General features: G+C 66.4%; 17 protein-coding genes. 6 read left to right on the top strand and 11 right to left on the bottom strand.

The annotated features are described in order from the left end of the window. Window position 1 precedes the first annotated feature (1 nt). The 3 genes from CCZ28_RS13685 to exaC form a co-directional block, all read right to left on the bottom strand. Window positions 2-649, bottom strand: coding sequence for a DedA family protein (locus tag CCZ28_RS13685; protein ID WP_140218868.1), 648 nt, complete (start codon window positions 647-649; stop codon window positions 2-4). A gap of 175 nt (window positions 650-824) precedes the next feature. Next, window positions 825-1,856 carry an alcohol dehydrogenase AdhP gene (adhP, locus tag CCZ28_RS13680; protein WP_140218866.1) on the bottom strand — a complete coding sequence of 344 codons (1,032 nt, stop codon included), beginning with the start codon at window positions 1,854-1,856 and terminating at the stop codon, window positions 825-827. A 250-nt stretch (window positions 1,857-2,106) separates the two neighbouring features. After that, window positions 2,107-3,627, bottom strand: coding sequence for an acetaldehyde dehydrogenase ExaC (gene exaC / locus CCZ28_RS13675; protein WP_140218864.1), 1,521 nt, complete (start codon window positions 3,625-3,627; stop codon window positions 2,107-2,109). 248 nt (window positions 3,628-3,875) lie between these two features. Between exaC and CCZ28_RS13670 the strand changes: the two genes are divergently transcribed. Continuing rightward, the gene (locus CCZ28_RS13670) at window positions 3,876-5,768 is read left to right on the top strand and encodes a sigma-54-dependent Fis family transcriptional regulator (protein ID WP_140218862.1); all 1,893 of its coding nucleotides are present in this window, start codon (window positions 3,876-3,878) and stop codon (window positions 5,766-5,768) included. Here the strand turns inward: CCZ28_RS13670 and CCZ28_RS13665 are convergent. Next, a complete protein-coding gene (locus tag CCZ28_RS13665) occupies window positions 5,765-6,931 on the bottom strand; it encodes a C4-dicarboxylate ABC transporter (protein WP_140218860.1) in 1,167 nt (388 codons plus the stop codon). The genes CCZ28_RS13670 and CCZ28_RS13665 overlap by 4 nt on opposite strands. Before the next feature lie 130 nt (window positions 6,932-7,061). Further along, window positions 7,062-7,436, bottom strand: coding sequence for a COG4315 family predicted lipoprotein (locus tag CCZ28_RS13660; RefSeq protein WP_140218858.1), 375 nt, complete (start codon window positions 7,434-7,436; stop codon window positions 7,062-7,064). Between the two features lie 210 nt (window positions 7,437-7,646). Here CCZ28_RS13660 and mpl point away from each other — a divergent pair, with 210 nt between their 5' ends. From mpl to CCZ28_RS13645, 3 genes are read left to right on the top strand one after another with little or no spacing between them, the layout of a single operon-like run. After that, window positions 7,647-9,002, top strand: coding sequence for a UDP-N-acetylmuramate:L-alanyl-gamma-D-glutamyl-meso-diaminopimelate ligase (gene mpl, locus CCZ28_RS13655; RefSeq protein ID WP_140218856.1), 1,356 nt, complete (start codon window positions 7,647-7,649; stop codon window positions 9,000-9,002). After that, the gene (ubiX, locus tag CCZ28_RS13650; RefSeq protein ID WP_007161189.1) at window positions 9,002-9,634 is read left to right on the top strand and encodes a flavin prenyltransferase UbiX; all 633 of its coding nucleotides are present in this window, start codon (window positions 9,002-9,004) and stop codon (window positions 9,632-9,634) included. The genes mpl and ubiX overlap by 1 nt, the downstream gene beginning before the upstream one ends. Then, on the top strand, window positions 9,627-9,923 hold the full coding sequence (locus CCZ28_RS13645; protein WP_140218854.1) for a YceK/YidQ family lipoprotein: 297 nt from the start codon (window positions 9,627-9,629) through the stop codon (window positions 9,921-9,923). Before ubiX ends, CCZ28_RS13645 begins: the two co-directional genes overlap by 8 nt. Here the strand turns inward: CCZ28_RS13645 and CCZ28_RS13640 are convergent. After that, a complete protein-coding gene (locus CCZ28_RS13640) occupies window positions 9,920-11,323 on the bottom strand; it encodes a PLP-dependent aminotransferase family protein (RefSeq protein WP_140218852.1) in 1,404 nt (467 codons plus the stop codon). The genes CCZ28_RS13645 and CCZ28_RS13640 overlap by 4 nt on opposite strands. Window positions 11,324-11,468: 145 nt before the next feature. Here CCZ28_RS13640 and CCZ28_RS24840 point away from each other — a divergent pair, with 145 nt between their 5' ends. Beyond that, entirely contained in the window at window positions 11,469-11,597 is a 129-nt protein-coding gene (locus CCZ28_RS24840; protein WP_276613492.1) for a hypothetical protein, read from the top strand. Here CCZ28_RS24840 and CCZ28_RS13635 read toward each other — a convergent pair. Both CCZ28_RS13635 and CCZ28_RS13630 read right to left on the bottom strand, forming a co-directional pair. Next, a complete protein-coding gene (locus CCZ28_RS13635) occupies window positions 11,585-12,061 on the bottom strand; it encodes a YbaK/EbsC family protein (RefSeq protein ID WP_140218850.1) in 477 nt (158 codons plus the stop codon). The two genes, CCZ28_RS24840 and CCZ28_RS13635, sit on opposite strands and share 13 nt — an antisense overlap. Window positions 12,062-12,124: 63 nt before the next feature. Further along, window positions 12,125-13,501 carry an L-serine ammonia-lyase gene (locus CCZ28_RS13630; RefSeq protein ID WP_140218848.1) on the bottom strand — a complete coding sequence of 459 codons (1,377 nt, stop codon included), beginning with the start codon at window positions 13,499-13,501 and terminating at the stop codon, window positions 12,125-12,127. A 126-nt stretch (window positions 13,502-13,627) separates the two neighbouring features. Here CCZ28_RS13630 and CCZ28_RS13625 point away from each other — a divergent pair, with 126 nt between their 5' ends. Further along, a complete protein-coding gene (locus CCZ28_RS13625; RefSeq protein ID WP_140218846.1) occupies window positions 13,628-14,563 on the top strand; it encodes a LysR substrate-binding domain-containing protein in 936 nt (311 codons plus the stop codon). Between the two features lie 231 nt (window positions 14,564-14,794). Here CCZ28_RS13625 and CCZ28_RS13620 read toward each other — a convergent pair whose 3' ends face one another. The 3 genes from CCZ28_RS13620 to CCZ28_RS13610 form a co-directional block, all read right to left on the bottom strand. Further along, complete coding sequence (locus tag CCZ28_RS13620; protein WP_140218844.1) at window positions 14,795-15,436, bottom strand: oxidoreductase; 642 nt, start codon at window positions 15,434-15,436, stop codon at window positions 14,795-14,797. Window positions 15,437-15,525: 89 nt separating this feature from the next. Next, window positions 15,526-17,064, bottom strand: coding sequence for a C13 family peptidase (locus CCZ28_RS13615; RefSeq protein ID WP_140218842.1), 1,539 nt, complete (start codon window positions 17,062-17,064; stop codon window positions 15,526-15,528). A gap of 21 nt (window positions 17,065-17,085) precedes the next feature. Continuing rightward, a complete protein-coding gene (locus tag CCZ28_RS13610) occupies window positions 17,086-18,588 on the bottom strand; it encodes an AhpA/YtjB family protein (RefSeq protein ID WP_140218840.1) in 1,503 nt (500 codons plus the stop codon). Between the last annotated feature and the right edge of the window lie 142 nt (window positions 18,589-18,730).

The following is an 18,730-nucleotide window of genomic DNA, read 5'->3' as shown; positions in this document are numbered from 1 at the left end:
CTCAGGCTCCGCTCTGTACCGAGGTGCGGCGGCTCTTGATCAGGCCGAGGATCATCGGCAGCAGGGAAATACCGATGATGGCCAGCACCATGAGGGTGAGGTTCTGTTTGATGAAGGGTACGTTGCCGAAGAAGTAGCCCAGGCTGACCAGGCCACCGACCCACAGCAGCGAGCCGAGCACGCTGTAGGCGAGGAAGTAGGGGTAGTGCATGCGCCCCACGCCAGCGACGAAGGGGGCGAAGGTACGGATGATGGGCAGGAAGCGCGCCAGGGTGATGGTCTTGCCGCCATGGTGTTCGTAGAAGGCCTGGGTGCGCAGCAGGTAGTCACGGCGGAATACCTTGGAGTGGGGGTTGCTGAACAGCTTGTCCCCGGCGAAGCGGCCGATCAGGTAGTTGGTGCTGTCGCCCGCCACCGCGGCGAACATCAGCAGTCCCGCCAGCAGGTAGGGGTCCATGTTCCCGAGGGCGGACAGGGCGCCGGCGATGAACAGCAGGGAGTCCCCGGGCAGGAAGGGGGTGACCACCAGCCCCGTCTCGCAGAAGATCACGGCGAAGAGAATGGCGTAGATCCAGGCGCCGTATTGGGCGACCAAGCCGCTGAGGTAGACGTCGAGGTGCAGGATCAGGTCGATCGGGTTGAATTCCATGGAGCGTGCCTACCGTGGTTGCGAGGGTCCAGCGGCGATTATAGGGGCAGTCGAGACCAGTTTTTGTGGCCTGGTCGAGATAGGTGCCGGGAAAAAACGCCAGCCGCTCAGAGGTCGAGGTAGGCTAAAGGTTCACTCCCGCGCCGTGGTGGACGCGGGAGTGTTGGACCGGTTCTCAGCTCATCGCCATATCGATCACCACCCGACCCTCGATGCCGCCTTCATGCATGCGGGAGAAGATGGCGTTGATGTTCTCCAGGGGCTCGGCGCTCACCGTGGCCTTGACCTTGCCCTCGCCGGCGAAGTCCAGCGCCTCCTGCAGGTCCAGGCGGGTGCCGACGATGGAGCCGCGTACCGTGGTGCCGTTGAGCACCATGTCGAAGATCGACAGCGGGAAGTCGCCCGGTGGCAGGCCGTTGAGGGCGATGGTACCGCCACGGCGGGTCATGCCGATGGCCTGTTCGAAAGCCTTGGGCGAGACCGCCGTGACCAGGGCGCCGTGGGCGCCACCGATCTCTTTCTTCAGGTAGGCGGCCGGGTCCTGCTGGCGAGCGTTGACCGTGACCTCGGCGCCCAGCCGGCGGGCGAGGTCGAGCTTCTTGTCGTCCACGTCCACCGCCGCCACGTTCAGGCCCATGGCCCGGGCGTATTGCACTGCCATGTGGCCCAGCCCGCCGATGCCGGAGATCACTACCCAGTTGCCGGGCTTGGTGTCGGTCATCTTCAGGCCCTTGTAGACGGTGACCCCGGCGCAGAGGATGGGCGCGATCTCGACGAAACCGACGTTGTCCGGCAGGCGGCCGACATAGCCGGCATCGGCCAGGGTGTATTCGGCGAAGCCGCCGTTCACTGAATAGCCAGTGTTCTGCTGGGATTCGCAAAGGGTTTCCCAGCCGCCCAGGCAGTGCTCGCAATGACCACAGGCGGAATACAGCCAGGGCACCCCGACGCGGTCGCCCTCCTTGACGTGGGTGACCCCGGCACCGACCGCCACTACGTGGCCGACGCCCTCGTGGCCGGGAATGAAGGGGGGATTGGGTTTGACCGGCCAGTCGCCCTCGGCGGCATGCAGGTCGGTATGGCAGACGCCGCTGGCGGCGATCTTGACCAGCACCTGGCCGGCGCCCGGGGTGGGCACCTCGACTTCGCGGATTTCCAGGGGTTGGCCAAAGGCGGTGACGACGGCAGCTTTCATTGTTTTAGGCATGACGAGTCCCTCATGGATGCATGATGCGTGGATGAAGCCAGACGGGGCCTGCGCCGGGATGCACCGGTCCACCGCGGGTGGCCGTTGCGTCTAGCTTCGGCTGCCCACGGGGAGCGGGTGTTGATCCAGGTCAGGCGGAAGGCGCGCCCCGACTTCCTGCTGAGGCGCGCGATCCAGGCGTCGTACTAGGAGCAGCGCTAACGTCTACGCGGCTGCCTGGAAGCCGCGCCGGACGTCTCGCTGGCCGCTCTTAGAAGAAGCCCAACGGGTTGATGTCGTAGCTGACCAGCAGGTTCTTGGTCTGCTGGTAGTGGTCGAGCATCATCTTGTGGGTTTCCCGGCCGACGCCGGATTTCTTGTAGCCGCCGAAGGCGGCATGGGCGGGGTAGAGGTGGTAGCAGTTGGTCCAGACGCGACCGGCCTTGATGCCGCGGCCCATGCGGTAGGCACGGTTGATGTCGCGGGTCCAGACGCCGGCGCCGAGACCGAATTCGGTGTCGTTGGCGATGGCCAGGGCTTCGGCTTCGTCCTTGAAGGTGGTCACCCCGATCACCGGGCCGAAGATCTCCTCCTGGAAGACGCGCATCTTGTTGTGGCCCTTGAGCAGGGTCGGCTGGATGTAATAACCACTGGCCAGGTCGCCCTGCAATTTCTCGACGTTGCCGCCGGTGAGGAATTCGGCACCTTCCTGACGGGCGATCTCCAGGTAGGAGACGATCTTCTCGAACTGCTGCTGGGAGGCCTGGGCGCCGACCATGGTGTCGGTGTCCAGCGGATCGCCGCGCTTGATCTGGGCGACCTTCTTCAGCACCGCTTCCATGAAGGGGGCATAGATGGATTCCTGCACCAGGGCGCGGGACGGGCAGGTGCACACCTCACCCTGGTTGAAGAAGCCCAGCACCAGTCCTTCGGCGGCCTTCTCGATGAAGCTCGGCTCGGCCTGCATGATGTCTTCGAAGTAGATGTTGGGCGACTTGCCGCCCAGCTCCACGGTGCTGGGGATGATGTTCTTGGCCGCACAGGAGAGGATGTGCGAACCCACTGGGGTGGAGCCAGTGAAGGCGATCTTGGCGATGCGGGTGCTGGTGGCCAGGGCCTCGCCGGCCTCCTTGCCATAGCCCTGCACCACGTTGAGCACGCCGGGGGGCAACAGGTCGCCGACGAGTTCGACGAACAGGGTGATGGACAGCGGGGTCTGCTCGGCGGGCTTGAGCACCACGCAGTTGCCAGCGGCCAGGGCCGGGGCCAGTTTCCAGGCGGCCATCAGCAGCGGGAAGTTCCAGGGGATTATCTGGCCGACCACGCCCAGCGGCTCATGAAAGTGGTAGCTGGCGGTGGTGTCGTTGATTTCGGCGGCGGTGCCTTCCTGGGCGCGGATGCAGCCGGCGAAATAGCGGAAGTGGTCAGCGGCCAGGGGCACGTCGGCGTTGAGCGTCTCGCGCACCGCCTTGCCGTTGTCCCAGGTTTCGGCGACGGCCAGCTTTTCCAGATTCTGTTCGATGCGATCGGCGATCTTCAGCAGGATCAGCGAACGCTCCTGCACCGAGGTGCGGCCCCAGGCATCGGCGGCGGCATGGGCAGCGTCCAGGGCGCGCTCGATGTCGGCGGCATCGGAGCGGGGGAATTCACCGATCACCGAGCCGTTCACCGGCGAGGTATTGGTGAAGTACTGGCCCTTCACCGGGGCGACGAATTCGCCGCCGATATAGTTGCCGTAGCGGGCTTGCAGGGTGACGAGGGCGTCTTGGGTGCCGGGGGCTGCATAGCGCATGGTGGGTCTCCTGGTTGTTTTTGTTAGTAAGAGCGACGCCCTCATCCTGAGCAAGGCGCGGGCCAAATCGAGCTAACCCGCATGGCTGCTGCCTTTTCTGCCGTGAGGGTGGACGCCGCACCCTGTCACTGTGACAGAGGTGTCACCCCTTGGCGTGACAGCCTGTCACTTCGGAGTGACAGAGTGCCCAGCCCCGCCGATTTGGCCTATGCTGGAGGCCGCAGACGCCCCCGCGGAGGATAATTACAATGCCCGCCACCCCGTCCGATCGTCATGCCAGCCAGGTGCTCGAACTCGCCCGCGGCGCCGTCCTCGACGGCCCGGCCAGCGATCCGGCCATCGCCCGCTCCTGGCGGCGCTGTCTCGATGAGCACCAGTTGGACCCGGCTGCCCGAATGGCGCCCTGGGTGCTGGAGCGTGCCCGTTTCGACGAGCATCGCGAGCGCCAGCAGCGGGTCCTGCAGATCGCCCGCGGCCAGATGAATTCGCTGCACCAGCAACTCGGCGGTGCCGGCCATGCCGTGCTGCTCACCGATGCCCGTGGCCTGATCCTCGACTGCGTGACCGCCGAGGCCGAGCGCGGCATCTTCCAGCAGGCCGGCCTCTGGCTGGGCGCCGACTGGAGCGAGGCCTGCGAAGGCACCAACGGCATCGGCACCTGCGTGGTGGAGCGGCAGGCGCTGACCATCCATCGCGACGAACACTTCCGTAGTCGCCACACCCAACTGACCTGCTCGGCCAGTCCGGTATTCGATCCGGCGGGCGAGCTGCTGGCGGTACTGGACGTCTCCACCGCGCGCCAGGAAGCCTCGCGCCAGGGCCAGTTCCACACCATGGCGCTGGTCAATCTCTCGGCCAAGCTGATCGAGAGCTGCTATTTCCTCGACCGCTACGCCGATGGCTATCTGCTGCGCTTCCATGCCCAGGCGGCCTATGTCGGGTTGCTCAGCGAGGGGCTGCTGGCCTTCGACGGCGAGGGCCGGATCTGCGCCGCCAACGAGACCGCCCTGATGCTGCTCGGCCTGGCCCGCGCGGCGGTAGTGGGGCAGGGGATGGCGAGTCTGTTCGAGCTGCGACTGGACGAATTGCTGGAGCGCGCCCGACCGCAACCCAGCGCCTGTTGGGCGCTGCGCGGACGCCAGGGGCAGAGCTTCCATGGCCTGGTTCGTGGGCCTCAGGTGCGTCCGGTCACCCCGGAAGTGGTACCCAAGACGCCGCCCTCCAGCGGTATCTGCCTGGCTGATCCGGCACTGGCGCGGGACTTCGCCCGGGCACTCAAGGTGCTCGAACGGGACGTGCCGGTGCTGCTGCACGGCGAGACCGGTACCGGCAAGGAAGCCTTCGCCAGCGCCCTGCACCGCGCCAGCAGTCGCGCCGGTAAGGCCTTCGTCGCCCTCAACTGCGCGGCCATTCCGGAAACCCTGATCGAGAGCGAGCTGTTCGGCTATCGCGGCGGCAGCTTCACCGGGGCGCGCAAGGAAGGCATGGCCGGCAAGCTGCAGCAGGCCGATGGCGGCATCCTCTTCCTCGACGAGATCGGCGACATGCCGCTGGTACTGCAAACGCGTCTGTTGCGGGTGCTGGAAGAACGTCAGGTGGTTCCTCTCGGCGGCGGTGCCCCGCGGGCCCTGGACCTGCGGCTGATCAGCGCCAGCCACCACGACCTGGAGGCCCTGGTGGCGGCCGGCAGCTTTCGCGAAGACCTCTACTATCGCCTGCGTGGCCTGGTGGTGACCCTGCCGGCGCTACGCGACCGCAGCGACCGTGGCGTGCTGCTCGACCAATTGCTGGCCGAAGAGGCACGGGGTGAGCCCATCCACCTCGATCCCGCGGCGCGCGCCTGCCTGCTGGCCCAGCCCTGGCCCGGCAACGTCCGCCAACTGCGGACCGTGTTGCGCACCCTGGTGGCCCTGAATGAGGATGGCTATATAGGTCTGGATGACCTACCGGCGGATTGTCGTACTGCCACGCCGCGCGTTCCGTCCGGCGCCGCACCAGTCGACAGTGCCCGGGAGGAGCTGCGCGCGGTGCTGGAGGATTGCCACTGGCAGATGACCCGGGCGGCCAAGCGGCTCGGAGTGAGTCGCAACACCCTCTATCGGTGGCTGCATCAGCACGGCCTGCAGCGCCCGCAGGACTAGTGCGCCATCTTCGGACAAAGGTGGGCGATGCAAGGCGAGACGAACAGACTGCCCCGGTAGGCACCCGCTAGGGTACGGCTGGCCACCAGGGTCCACAGCAGGACCAGCGCCACCACCAGTACGGCGCCCAGGCCGGTGAAGAAAGGCGCCGCCAGGGCCTCGCCCAGGCGCAGGGTGGTCAGCGCATAGACCCCCAGGGGAAAGGTGAACCCCCACCAGCCCAGGTTGAAAGGCATCCCCTGGCGGGCATAGCGCCCGGTGATCAGCAGCGCGAGCGCCAACCACCAGAGACCCAATCCCCAGAGCAACACGGCGCCCAGCAGTCCCAGGCCCTTGGCGACCTCGCCGACCACCGCCAGGCCGTGGGCGGCCAACACCGCTGGCGCATCGGTGCCCAGCACCAGTAGGCCCAGGGCACCGGTGCCGATTGGCCCGAGCGCCAGCCAGCTCGACGCCGCCATGCTGGCCGGCGGCAACTTGTGCAGCGCCAGGCGCAGCAGCAGGATCACCAGCAGACTCAGGGCGACGGGCACCGAGTAGGCCCACAGCACATAGCTGGCGATGAGCACCGTGAATTGCTCGCCAGCCGCCAGGTGCGGGACCAGCAGCCCGCCACTGGCGGCGGCGACTTCCGCAGCCACCACGGGCAGTAGCCAGACGGCGGTCATCTGGTCGATGCGGTGCTCCTGGCGAGTGAACATCAGATAGGGAATCAACACCCCGCAGGCCAGCGCCATGGCCGCATCCAGCCACCAGAGGCCGAGGGCCAGGGGCACCACCGCTTCACCCCAGCGCGGCAGGCCGAACAGCAACAGCCCATTGATCAGCGTCGCCAGGCCCATGGGGATGGTGCCGAAGAACATGGACACCGTGGCGTGGGCGAACACCTGCCGGGCTTCGTCGAAGAATAGCAGCCAGCGGGCGACATAGAGCCCGGCGAACAGGGTGAACAGCAGCGCGTTGAGCAGCCAGAGGCCCTCGGCGACCTGGCGCAGTCCGGGAAGCGGCAGGGGGAAGGCCGCCAGGGCGAGAGCCAGGATGCCGGTACCCATGGTCACGGCGAACCAATTGGGAGTGAACTGGCGGATGACCTCCAGAGGGCGGTCAAGCTGGCTGAAGGGTCTGCGGTCCCGCGGTAGGACGAAGGCAGTGGGGAAGGCCATGGCAGGGCTCCTGAAAAGGAATGCCGCTAGCCTAGAAAATCTCAAGTATCATTAAAAGTGAATGATTATAAAATAATAATCTAAATGGCAGATAAGGCGCTGCCCTACTCCGCAGAACAGCGCCTCATCGTCAGGGCTTGGCTACGTGCCACACCTGATTGACGCCCTCGCCGGTGGTATTGCCCGGCTTGCTGTCCTTGACCCAGGTGTAGAGCGGCTTGCCCTGATAGGCCCACTGCTGGCTACCGTCGTCGCGGGTCACCAGGCTGTAGCCATCGCCGGCCTTGGCACCGGCTTCGGCCTTGAGCGGCGGCCAATTCTGGGCGCAGCCGCCATTGCAGGCGGACTTGCCCGCGCTGTCCTTGGTAAAGGTATAGAGCGTCATGCCTTGGCTGTCGACGAGCACCTTGCCCAGGGCGGTGTCGGCGACCTTGACTGGCGCCGCAGCGAAGGCGAGTCCGGCGAAAGAAAGGGTTGCTGCAGTGATCAGCAGGCGTTTGAGCATGGTCGACCTCTTGTAATTGTCGTTAAGGCGAACGTACCGACGAAGATGCAAAGGCATCCGGAGAGCCGTGATGCTTATCGCACTCTAATCGAAGTTCGTGGCGACTTCGCGACCGTTACACGGGAGCATCCGCGACGGCTAGCGCGCCGGCACTCTGGCCCCCCGTGCTAACCTTGCCGCCGTTCAATTCTGTAGCGGAGCCCACCTGTCATGCACATCCACATCCTCGGTATCTGCGGCACCTTCATGGGGTCGCTCGCGGTGCTGGCCAAGGAAGCCGGCCATCGCGTGACTGGCTCCGATGCCAACGTCTATCCGCCTATGAGCACCCAGCTGGAAGCCCAGGGCATCGAGCTGACCCAGGGCTACGATCCGGCGCAACTCGACCCCGCGCCGGACCTGCTGGTGATCGGCAACGCCCTGTCGCGCGGCAATCCGGCGGTGGAATACGTGCTGGACAAGGGGCTGCCCTATGTCTCCGGCCCCCAGTGGCTGGCCGAGCATGTGCTGCAGGGCCGTTGGGTGCTGGCAGTGGCCGGGACCCATGGCAAGACCACCACCACCAGCATGCTGGCCTGGGTGCTGGAGCACGCCGGCATGAGTCCGGGCTTTCTCATCGGTGGGGTGCCGCAGAATTTCGGCATTTCCGCGCGCCTGGGTGGTACGCCCTTCTTCGTGGTGGAAGCCGACGAATACGACAGCGCCTTCTTCGACAAGAGATCCAAGTTCGTCCACTACCGGCCGCGCACCACCATCCTCAACAACCTGGAATACGATCACGCGGACATCTTCCCGGATTTGGCAGCCATCGAGCGGCAATTCCATCACCTGGTGCGGACCATCCCTAGCAGCGGTCTGATCATCCATCCCACTGCCGAGACCGCTCTCGTGCGGGTGCTGCAGATGGGCTGCTGGACCCCGGTGCAGACCACTGGTGAAGGCGGCCAATGGCAGGCGCGCCTGCTGGCCGAGGACGGCTCGCGCTTCGAGGTGCTGTTCGCTGGTGAAGTCCAGGGCACCGTGGCCTGGGAGCTGACCGGCCAGCACAACGTGGCCAATGCCCTGGCCACCCTGGCCGCGGCCCGTCACGTGGGCGTGGTGCCGAGCCTGGGCGTCGCCGCCCTGAGCTCATTCCGCAGCGTGAAGCGGCGCATGGAGAAGGTCGCCGAGGTGAAGGGCGTGACCGTCTACGACGATTTCGCCCACCACCCGACCGCCATTGCCACCACCCTGCAGGGGCTGCGCGCCCGGGTCGGCCGCGAGCGCATCATCGCCGTGATCGAACCGCGCTCGAATTCCATGAAGCTGGGCGCCCATCGTGACGGTCTGCCGGACAGCGTTACCGGTGCCGACAGCGTGGTCTGGTACGCCCCGCCGAATCTGGGCTGGGACCTGGCCGGGACCGCTGAGGCCTGCGCCGTGCCCGCCGTGGTCTGTAACTCCCTGGAGGCCATCATCGAACGCGTCAAGGCCGAGCTGGACGGACCCACCCATGTGGTGATCATGAGTAACGGCGGGTTCGGCGGCCTGCATGGCAAGCTGGCCGCTGCCCTGGGGCAGGCATGATGGCCGGCCCGGAACGTATCACCCTGGCGCTGACCGGCGCCTCCGGCTCCCAGTACGGCCTGCGCCTGCTGGACTGCCTGGTGCAGGAAGAGCGCGAGGTGCACTTCCTCATCTCCAAGGCCGCACAGCTGGTGATGGCCACCGAGACCGACGTGGTTCTGCCGCCCAAGCCCCAGGCCATGCAGGCCTTTCTGACTGAATACACCGGCGCGGCCCCCGGCCAGGTGCGGGTATTCGGCCAAAGCGACTGGATGGCGCCGCCAGCCTCCGGCTCCAGTGCCCCTGCGGCCATGGTGGTCTGCCCCTGTTCCACCGGCACCCTTTCGGCCATCGCCACCGGGGCCAGCAACAACCTCATCGAGCGCGCCGCCGACGTGGCCCTCAAGGAGCGCCGGCAACTGATCCTGGTGCCGCGCGAGTCGCCGTTTTCCAGCATCCACCTGGAAAACATGCTCAAGCTGTCCAACCTGGGGGTGACCATCCTGCCGGCCTCGCCTGGCTTCTACCACCAGCCGCAGACCCTCGACGATCTGGTGGACTTCGTGGTAGCGCGCATCCTCAACACCCTGGGCATCCCCCAGGACATGCTGCCGCGCTGGGGCGAACATCACCTGTCCGGCAACGATGACTAAGGCCTCGCGCCTCGGCCTGCTGCTGATGGCCGTCCTGGCCCTCGGCGGCTGCGCCACGGCGCGCACCCTGGACGCGGCCAAGCCCGGTGCGCCGGTGGTCTATGCCGGTACCCGGCTGGATCTCTATGCCCTGCAGGGCGGTTGCTGCGCCCAAGAGCGCTTCGGCGCCGAAGCCCCGGCTTGGCCGGCGCTGGATCTGCCTGGCAGCGCCCTGCTCGACACCCTGCTGCTACCGCTGTCCCTGCCGGCCGCCATTGGTGGACGTGGCAGCGTGCGGGGCGGCCTCTAGAACGCCTTCAGCAACTCACCGAGCGTGGCCATGGCCGCCTCGCTGCGCGCGTCCCAGGGGGGCCCGCAATTGAGTCTGATGCAGTGGCGAAAGCCCTGCTGCGCGGAAAAGATCGGCCCCGGCGCCAGGCTGATGCCCTCGGCCAGGGCCTGACGATAGAGCGCCAGGCTGTCCACCTGAGCGGGCAGCTCGAACCAAAGGAAGTAACCGCCCTGGGGCCGGCTGATCCTGGTTTCCGCGGGAAAATAGCGGCGCGCCGCAGCCAGCATGGCCTGGCGCTGGCGGTCGAGAGCCAGCCGCAGCCGGCGCAGATGGCGATCGTAGCCACCGTGCTGCAGATAATCCGCCAGGGCGGCCTGGGCCGGCATCGAGGGGGTGATGGTGGTCATCAGGCGCAGCCGGGCGACGGCGCCGGCCTGGCGTCCGGCGGCGATCCAGCCGATGCGGTAGCCGGGCGCCAGGCACTTGGAAAAGGAGCCGCAGTGCAGCACCAGGCCTTCGCTGTCGAAGCGCTTGATCGGTCGATGCGGTTCGCTGCCGCTGTAGAGTTCGGCGTAGACGTCGTCTTCCAGCAGTGGCACCTGATGGCGTTGCAGCAGGCCGTAGAGTCGCTGCTGGGCGCGGTCGTCGAGACTGACTCCGGTGGGATTCTGCAGGCCGCTCATGAACCAGCAGGCCTTGATCGGCAGACGGCCAAGGGCCTCTGCCAAGGCATCCACGTTCAGGCCGCGTTCGGGATCGACCGGAATCTCCACCGCCTTGAGTTGCAGCCGCTCCAGCACCTGCAGACTGGCGTAGAAGGCCGGGCTTTCCACCGCCACCAGATCGCCGGGCCGGGTCAGGCTCTGCAGCCCCAGGTTGAGGGCTTCCAGAGCGCCATGGGTGATCACCAGTTCTTCACCGACGTCGGGCATCCCGGCCAGGCCATAGCGCCGGGCGATCTGTCGGCGCAGCTCGGGGTGCCCGGGGGTGACGTAGGCGGTAAGGTCGTGGGCGGGCAGGTCGCGCAGGCCATGGGCCATGCTGCGGGCCAACCGTGCCAGGGGAAAGAGATCCGGGCTGGGAAAGGCCGAGCCGAAGGGCACGATGTCCGGGTCCTGCAAGGATTGCAGCACCGAGTACACCAGGTCGCTCACCGCCACCTCGGTGCCTTCCAGCGGCGCCAGCACTGGTGCCGCGTCGTGCGACCGCGCGGGTTCGCGGACGAAATAGCCGGAACGTTCCCGCGCCTCGATCAGCCCGCGACTTTCCAGCAGGTAATAGGCCTGGAACACCGTGGACGGGCTGATGCCATGGGTCCGGCTGGCGCTGCGTACCGACGGCAGGCGTTCACCGGGCGTGAGGACGCCGGTGGTCATCAGGGTGGCGAGCTGGTCGGCGAATTTCTCGTAGCGCTTCATGCGGGGCCGGGGCAGGGGAGACCCTCACTATAGCGAGGCACCGGCCATCTGATCCGGTTTTTCATGTGTCTACCTGCTGCTGTAACACTGGCGCCCGGAAGCCTAAGCTTTATCCATCCCTTTCTGGCATCCCACGGAGGCAGCCATGGACGATGGTATCTTCATGATTCTCTTCAGCCTGCTCGCACTCATCCTGCTCGGCAGTGGCTACTACGCCTGCGTCGTCCTGAACAAGGACCGCCGCGACGTGGAGAAGAACGATCAGCTGCGCTGATCGCTCAATTCGCAGACATCCACCCAGCGCGCCTCGGTCAGGGCCGCCAGCCGCTCCGGCGTGAGGCGCACCATGCTATGGGTGGCGCCCGCCGCCGGTAGCACCTCGTCGAAGGCCTTGATGGACACATCGCAATAGACCGGCAGCGGCGTGGCCAGTCCGAAGGGGCAGACACCCCCCACCGGGTGCCCGGTAAGGCCTTCCACGGTGGCGGCATCGAGCAGCTTGGCCTTGCCACCGAAGGTCGCCTTCAGCTTGCGGTTATCCAGCCGGGCATCGCCCCGTGCGACCAGCAGCAGTTGCTGATCGCCCACCTTCAAACCCAGGGTCTTGGCGATCCGTCCCGGCTCCACGCCATGAGCCGCTGCAGCCAGGGCTACGGTCGCAGTACTGGTCTGCGCCTCGACGACCTCGAGGTCAGGCGCGATAAGGGCGAGATGCTGGCGGACGGATTCGAGGCTCATGGGCATTCCTTTGATGGCAAAGCCCGACTCTCGACAATCCGCTCCGCTTTCGTCAAGACCGACTCAACACTCCACGAAGGTAACCGCCAGGCCGCCGCGCGAGGTTTCCTTGTATTTGTCGTGCATGTCCGCGCCGGTTTCCTTCATGGTGCGGATCACCTGGTCGAGGGAGATGAAGTGTTCGCCGTCGCCCCGTAGCGCCATCTGGGCGGCGTTGATCGCCTTGACCGCGGCGATGGCGTTGCGCTCGATGCAGGGCACCTGCACCAGCCCACCTACTGGGTCGCAGGTCAGGCCCAGGTTGTGTTCCAGGCCGATTTCGGCGGCGTTTTCCAGCTGCGCGGGGCTGGCCCCCAGCACCTCAGCGAGGCCGGCGGCGGCCATGGCGCAGGCCGAACCGACTTCACCCTGGCAGCCTACTTCGGCCCCTGAGATGGAAGCGTTCTTCTTGCACAGGATGCCAACGGCGGCGGCGGCGAGCATGAAGCGCACCACGTCGTCGTCGCAGGCGTCGGGGTTGAATTTCATGTAGTACATCAGCACCGCCGGGATGATGCCGGCCGCACCGTTGGTGGGGGCGGTGACCATGCGTCCGCCGGCGGCGTTTTCCTCGTTCACCGCCAGGGCGAAGAGGTTGACCCATTCCATGGCGGAAAGGGTGGAGCCGATGACGTTGGGCTTGCCGATGGCCTGCAGACTCTGGTGCAGGCGTGCGGCGCGCCGACGTACCTTGAGGCCACCGGGCAGGATGCCTTCGTTGCGCAGGCCGTTATCGACGCACTCGCGCATGACGTTCCAGATGCGCAACAGACCACTGCGGATCTCTTCCTCGGAGCGCCAGCTCTTTTCGTTCGCCAGCATCAGTTCGGCTACGCCCAGGCCATGGCTGCGGCACAGGTGCAGCAGCTCGGCGCCGCTGGAGAATTCGTAGGGCAATTCGGTGGTGTCGCTGTCCAGTACGCCGCTGGCGGCCTGCTCGGCGTCCACCACGAAGCCGCCGCCGACGGAGTAGTAGGTGGCTTCGGCCACTTCACCGGTGGCGCCAAAGGCAGTCAGGGTCATGGCATTGGGGTGGTAGGGCAGGTTCTCGTCCAGCAGCAGCATGTCTTCCTGCCAATCGAAATTGATCGGCTGGGTACCGGCGAGCATTAGCTTGCGCTCGTTGCGCAGGACTTCGATTCGCGGTTCCACGGCGGCGGGGTCGACCCGGTCCGGCCATTCGCCCATCAGGCCGATCAGGGTGGCGCGATCGGTGCCATGGCCGACGCCGGTAGCCGACAGCGAGCCGTAAAGGCGCACCTCGACGCGCTTGACCTGCTCCAGCAGGCCTTCGTCGACCAGGCGCTGGGCGAAGAGGGCACCGGCCCGCATCGGTCCCACGGTATGGGAGCTGGACGGACCCACGCCGATTTTGAACAGGTCGAAGACGCTGATGGCCATGACGATAATCCCAAGGTGAGCTTGAATGGGCGCCAGACAGGGTGCCGGCGGATGGCTCATAGTGGTGATTAGCCGCCCTCTCGCACAAACGAAAGCTTCTAAGCGATCCTTTAGCGGAACTCATCGATGAGCCGGATCCTCAACGCCCAAACCCAGGCTTGGCTGCAGGTCTTCGCCTGCGCCGCCCGACATCTCTCCTTCACGCGCTGCGCCGAAGAGCTGCATGTGACGCCGGGGGCCATCAGCCAGCAGATGCGCCAGCTGGAAGAGCGCCTGGGCTTCAAGCTGTTCCATCGCGTGGCCCGCGGCCTGGAACTGACCGCCGAGGGGCAGCGGTTGGCGACCACCCTGAATCAGGCCTATGGGCTGATCGACGCCGAGTTGCGGCGGCTCAATGCCGGGCAATTCGGCGGGGTGGTGCGGCTCAGGTCGATTCCCTCGTTCCTCGGCAAATGGCTGACGCCGCGTTTGCCGCTGCTGCAGGAGCGCTTTCCGGACCTGCAGTTGCGGCTGGTGGCCGAAGACAGCAGCTGGTCGCTGCGCGAGGGTGAATTCGATCTGGCCATCGACCTCAACGACGGCAGCTATCCCGGGCTGGCCTCGACACCGTTGATGGAAGAAGAGATCTTTCCGGTCTGTGCGCCGGGCCTGCTGCAGGGGCGACCGCCGCTGGAGCGCGCGGAGGATCTGGAGTTCTATCCGCTGCTGCACGACATCACCGCCTGGCGCGGCAGCTATGAATACGCCGAGTGGGAGTTCTACCTCGCCAGCATCGGCGCACCCGCCTTGGATGTCCGGCGCGGGCACACCTTCAATCGCAATCACCTGACCATCGAGGCGGCCATTGCCGGCATGGGCGTGGCCATCGCCCGGCGCGCCCTGATCACCGACGAACTGGCGCGTGGCGTGCTGGTGATTCCGCCGTTCGGCCGTGCGGTGCCGGCGCAGAAGAGATACATGCTGCTCTATGCCCAGGGCGCCCTGGCTGATCCACGGCTGCGCGCCCTGCATGATTGGCTGGTGCAGGAAGCCGATCAGATGGTGCTGGCAAGGCCGGCGTAAGAACGAGGGACATTGCCTGGTTGCGCTCGCGATATCGGCGCGGGTGTATCCAGAAAGGATCGCGGCCATGGCGGCGACGGGGCGTAGGTTGGGTTGAGACGGCTCTATCGTCGAAGCCCAACATTGCCGGCACCCGAGGAATGTTGGGGCTTCGCTGCGCTCAACCCAACCTACAGTGGTCCGTAGGAGCGGCCGCGCTGTGGTTTCGTTTCGGCGGCGTCGCGTGAGCCTTCAGCGCCCCAGCTTGCGCAATTCGTCCGACTCCACCACCCGGACGCCCTGGCTTTCTTCCAGGGCCAGGCGCCACAGTGCGCGGGCCAGGACCGTGGCTTCGATACCATGCCATTTGCCCGGTAGCCATTGCGACAGGGGCGCGGCGAGGCGTTCACCCAATCGCTCTTCCTGGCGCTGACCGATCAGCAGGGATGGCCGCGCCAGGGTCAATTGTGTCCAGCCTTGGCCACGCAAGGCCTCCTCCAGTTCACCCTTGACCCTGTTGTAGAAGATCGAGGACTGCGGATCGGCACCGATGGCGCTGACTACCACGTAGTGGCGGGCACCCAGTTCCAGGGCGCGTTGGCCCACCGCCAGCGGCAGGCCGAAGTCCACCGCGCGAAAGGCCGCTTCGGACCCGGCCTGCTTCAGGGTCGTGCCCAGGCAACAGAAGGCCACGTCCAGCGGGCCCTGCAGCGTGGGTAGCAGGCTGTTGAGATCGCCGACCGGGTTGTCCAGGCGGGCGTGTTCCGCCAGCGGGCGGCGCGTCGGGGCCAACACCCGCGGTACCGTCGGCTCGTTGAGGAGACGATCGAGCAGGTGTTCACCGGTCAGGCCAGTGGCGCCGGCGATGAGGGCATGCTGGGGCGTCAGGTACACGGGGCTCTCCTAGGTAGCGGCGGCCGCTCATGCCGAATTGGACCGCAGGCGTTCCGGTTGTTCGTCAGGGGCACTGGCAAGAGTGGCACTCAGCGACTCGCGCGCCAGGCGCGCCATTTCTGCAGCACGGCGGGCGGGGCCCAGATCTGCGGCTCGGAAGGATCGAAACCCTCGGCCTTCTCGCGTACGGCGACGGTTTCGCGGGCGCGCTGGAAGGCCTGCTCGGGATCGTCGGTGTGCTGGAAGGCTTCGCCGAACAGGGCACGGCCGAAATAGGTGAAGTCGGCTTCGTCGGTACAGCCGAAGGACGTGCGATCGGCCTTGGAGGCGGTGATCACCATGGTGTGGTCGTCCTGCAGTTGGGGGATGAAGCCGCCACTGTAGCAACTGGAGACGATGACCACCTTATCCCGGCCGCGCAGGGGCGCGAGCAGGCGCCCGAGTTCCGCCGCCGGCAGGCTGGAGAGATCCAGCCCGGGTTGGTCGAGCACCAATTGGTGGTCCGCCGAGCCGTGGCTGGTCAGGTAGAGGACGATGAGGTCTTCCGGACCGGTGCGCTGGGCCAGGGTCTGGATGCTCTGGTAGAGATTCTCGCGGGTGGCCAGTGGGTGATCGCTGCGGAAGTTCTTGGCGTTGATCAGGCGAATGACGTCACGCGCGCCCCAGGTGGTGGTCATGAAGTTGGCGACGTAGTTGGCTTCGCGCTGGAACACACCCTGGTTGCCATCGCCGGCCAGGACCAGGCCGTAGAGTTCGGGGGCGGGCGTGGAGGCCGGGACCTGTTGCAGTTCCCGGTCCAGTATCTTGCCCTCGTCGAGCAAGGTGAGCTCCAGGGGATCGGCGATGTACTGGCCCTGATCATCGCGGATGCGCTTGCCGCCTTCCCAGAGACCGCGTTCGACTTGACCGTCGACGCGGGTCAGCACGCCCATGCCGGCGTAGACGCCGTCGGCGAAATTGCCCCGGTAGACGCTGCCATCGTTGTTGGTGAGCACGCCTGGGCCGTCGAATTTCCAGTTGCGGAAGCCGCCGTGGTACTGGCTACCGTCGTCGCCGACGAATTCACCATTGCCGGTCAGCTCGCCAGCGGAGAAACGGCCACGCCAGAGATCGCCGCCAGCGCTGCGATAGACACCGGCTCCCTCGAACTGGTCGTCGACGAATTCGCCGTCGTAGCGGTCGCCACCCGGTTCCTGCCATTGGCCGACGCCATTGAGGTGGCCGTCGTTGAAGGTGCCGATGGTCTGGGTGCCGTCGCTGTCGAGCTTGGAGCCTTGGCCCTGCATGCGGCCGTTGACGAAGCTGCCGTGATATTCCCAGCCGCTGCTGCTGATCAGATTGCCCTGGCCATGATAGAGGCCGCGGCGGAAGGTGCCCTGGTAGTAGGTGCCGTCGGCGAATTGCTGTTCGCCGGGTCCCTCGGCCAGGCCGTCCTTGAAGCGGCCCTTGAGCCAGTTGCCGTTGGGCCATTCGATGCGACCGCTGCCGTTGAGCAGGCCACTGACGATCTCGCCGGTGTAGATCCCGCCATCGGGCAGCCTCACGGTGCTCACGTTGGGCGCCGCCTGGGTGACAGAGGCCACCAGCAGGAGAGCGGCGAAGGCGAGACGGAGCAGGAGGGCGCGCATAGGTGGGGTCCGGCGGGCGCTTTAACGCGCCTCGAGCCGGACCAGATGACGCTCCAGCGTCGCGGAGTAGGGTTCCAGAAGGCGCTCCACGCAGCTGGCACCGGCCGGGCTGGCGATGGTGCGGATACGGGCGCGCTTACGCAGCAGTTCGTCCTCGGCGATGCTCTGCTCGACCAGCAGCAGGTTGCGACTGTGGCGGCTCAGCGCCTGGGCATTGCGTACGGTGGTGTTGTCCAGCAATTGGGCAAGCTCCAGGCCAGCGAGTCGTTCGCCTTGGGTCAGACCCAACTGCAGCTGCAGGGTTGCACCGCTGCCGACCACTTCCACCTGCAGGGCGTGACCCAGGGCACGCATGATCTCGCCGCAGCAGAGGGCGCGAGTCAGGTAGTCGTCGTCATCGCTGCGCTCGTGGAAGAGGATCAGGCTACCGCCGTCCTTGAGCGTGTGCAATTCCCCGTCGTAGAGCTCGGTAGCCTGCTGTAGGCAGTCGCGATAGCGTTCGAGCAACTGTTCGAGGCGACTGCGTGGCAGCCGGCTGAGCTGGTCCTGGGCACCGAGCTGGATCGCCAATACGGCGGAGGTGACGATGTCGGGCTCGGTGGGTATCGCCGGAGCCGGGGTGGCCGGCGGTTCGGTGAAGGAGTCGGGGACCAGGTCGGCGAAGGCGTCGGCGTCCAGTTCGTCAGCTTCCGGCTGCGCCGCCGCGACCGGCTTGCGGGCGGCCGGCTTGGCGCTGGCGGCCTTGCGCGCGGGCGGCGGCTTGACGCTGAGGCCACCCTGCTCATCGGCGAAGGGATCGTCGTCTTCGGCGGTTTCCGCCTTGGGCGGCTTGGGCGGTACCAGCCGGCTCTGCAGCTGGCGCGCGAGGTCGCCCAGTTCGTCGAGGCGCCCGGCGCCCGGCGCCGGATCGTCGGGATCCCGTAGCCAGACGCGCAGCTCCAGCAGCGGAGTGGACAGCTGCCGACCCAGGCGCAGGCTGAGGATCAGCGTCAGCGCCAGGAGGATGAGGCCGAGCAGGCCCATGTTCTGCAGGCTGATCATCATCGGCTGCTGGAACTGATTCATGTCCAGCGCCAGGCGGACCTGACCGGCGGTGACATCCTGGAAGCGGATCGGCGTGCTGTAGATGCCGTCGGTGGCGGTCAGCAGACCCTGGCTCGGGCGGGTGCCGGATTCGGCCAGCACCCGGTTGTCGGGGCTGTAGACCGCGGCATGGGCGACCAGCGGATTGCGCGCCAGATTGCTCAGCAGCACGTTGAGGCTGAGGTTGTCGTTGGCCACCAGCAATTCGGCGGCGGAGTTGGCGGTCTGGGTCACCAGGCTCTGGCCGACGGCGTCGGCCTGCTGCTGCATGGCATGGCGGAATTGCACGCTCATAATGCCGGCATAGATCACCAGGGCGGCGGCGACCAGGAGCAGACTGTGGGAAACGATGCGCAAGGCCACCGGCACACGACGCTGGCGCAGGGCTCGGTAGATCAGCAGGAAGAAATTATCGGGCTTGACGGTCGCGGGGCGGGTCACAGAAATCGTTTCTTTGGATAAAAAGTGTGCGGCAAGTATAACCAGCGGGTGGGGGGGCGAAAACGGCGAATGCGGGTCCTTGCCCGCAAAAGAGGCCGGCGGTGGGCTCCCGCCGCCAGCCGGCGGCCACGGCTCGGCACCG

The organism is Pseudomonas oryzihabitans, assembly GCF_006384975.1.
Taxonomy (GTDB): domain Bacteria; phylum Pseudomonadota; class Gammaproteobacteria; order Pseudomonadales; family Pseudomonadaceae; genus Chryseomonas; species Chryseomonas psychrotolerans_B.
Note: the sequence above shows the minus strand (reverse complement) of the source record. Positions and strands in the feature narration are given on the sequence as shown.

Excerpts from the sequence above, each read along its gene's own strand:
- CCZ28_RS13625 (WP_140218846.1), top strand. The coding sequence starts at position 13,628 with ATGAGCCGGATCCTCAACGCCCAAACCCAGGCTTGGCTGCAGGTCTTC.
- exaC (WP_140218864.1), bottom strand. The coding sequence starts at position 3,627 with ATGCGCTATGCAGCCCCCGGCACCCAAGACGCCCTCGTCACCCTGCAA.
- CCZ28_RS13645 (WP_140218854.1), top strand. The coding sequence starts at position 9,627 with ATGACTAAGGCCTCGCGCCTCGGCCTGCTGCTGATGGCCGTCCTGGCC.
- CCZ28_RS13630 (WP_140218848.1), bottom strand. The coding sequence starts at position 13,501 with ATGGCCATCAGCGTCTTCGACCTGTTCAAAATCGGCGTGGGTCCGTCC.
- CCZ28_RS13640 (WP_140218852.1), bottom strand. The coding sequence starts at position 11,323 with ATGAAGCGCTACGAGAAATTCGCCGACCAGCTCGCCACCCTGATGACC.
- ubiX (WP_007161189.1), top strand. The coding sequence starts at position 9,002 with ATGGCCGGCCCGGAACGTATCACCCTGGCGCTGACCGGCGCCTCCGGC.
- CCZ28_RS24840 (WP_276613492.1), top strand. The coding sequence starts at position 11,469 with ATGGACGATGGTATCTTCATGATTCTCTTCAGCCTGCTCGCACTCATC.
- CCZ28_RS13665 (WP_140218860.1), bottom strand. The coding sequence starts at position 6,931 with ATGGCCTTCCCCACTGCCTTCGTCCTACCGCGGGACCGCAGACCCTTC.
- CCZ28_RS13670 (WP_140218862.1), top strand. The coding sequence starts at position 3,876 with ATGCCCGCCACCCCGTCCGATCGTCATGCCAGCCAGGTGCTCGAACTC.
- CCZ28_RS13635 (WP_140218850.1), bottom strand. The coding sequence starts at position 12,061 with ATGAGCCTCGAATCCGTCCGCCAGCATCTCGCCCTTATCGCGCCTGAC.
- CCZ28_RS13685 (WP_140218868.1), bottom strand. The coding sequence starts at position 649 with ATGGAATTCAACCCGATCGACCTGATCCTGCACCTCGACGTCTACCTC.
- CCZ28_RS13615 (WP_140218842.1), bottom strand. The coding sequence starts at position 17,064 with ATGCGCGCCCTCCTGCTCCGTCTCGCCTTCGCCGCTCTCCTGCTGGTG.
- mpl (WP_140218856.1), top strand. The coding sequence starts at position 7,647 with ATGCACATCCACATCCTCGGTATCTGCGGCACCTTCATGGGGTCGCTC.
- adhP (WP_140218866.1), bottom strand. The coding sequence starts at position 1,856 with ATGCCTAAAACAATGAAAGCTGCCGTCGTCACCGCCTTTGGCCAACCC.
- CCZ28_RS13660 (WP_140218858.1), bottom strand. The coding sequence starts at position 7,436 with ATGCTCAAACGCCTGCTGATCACTGCAGCAACCCTTTCTTTCGCCGGA.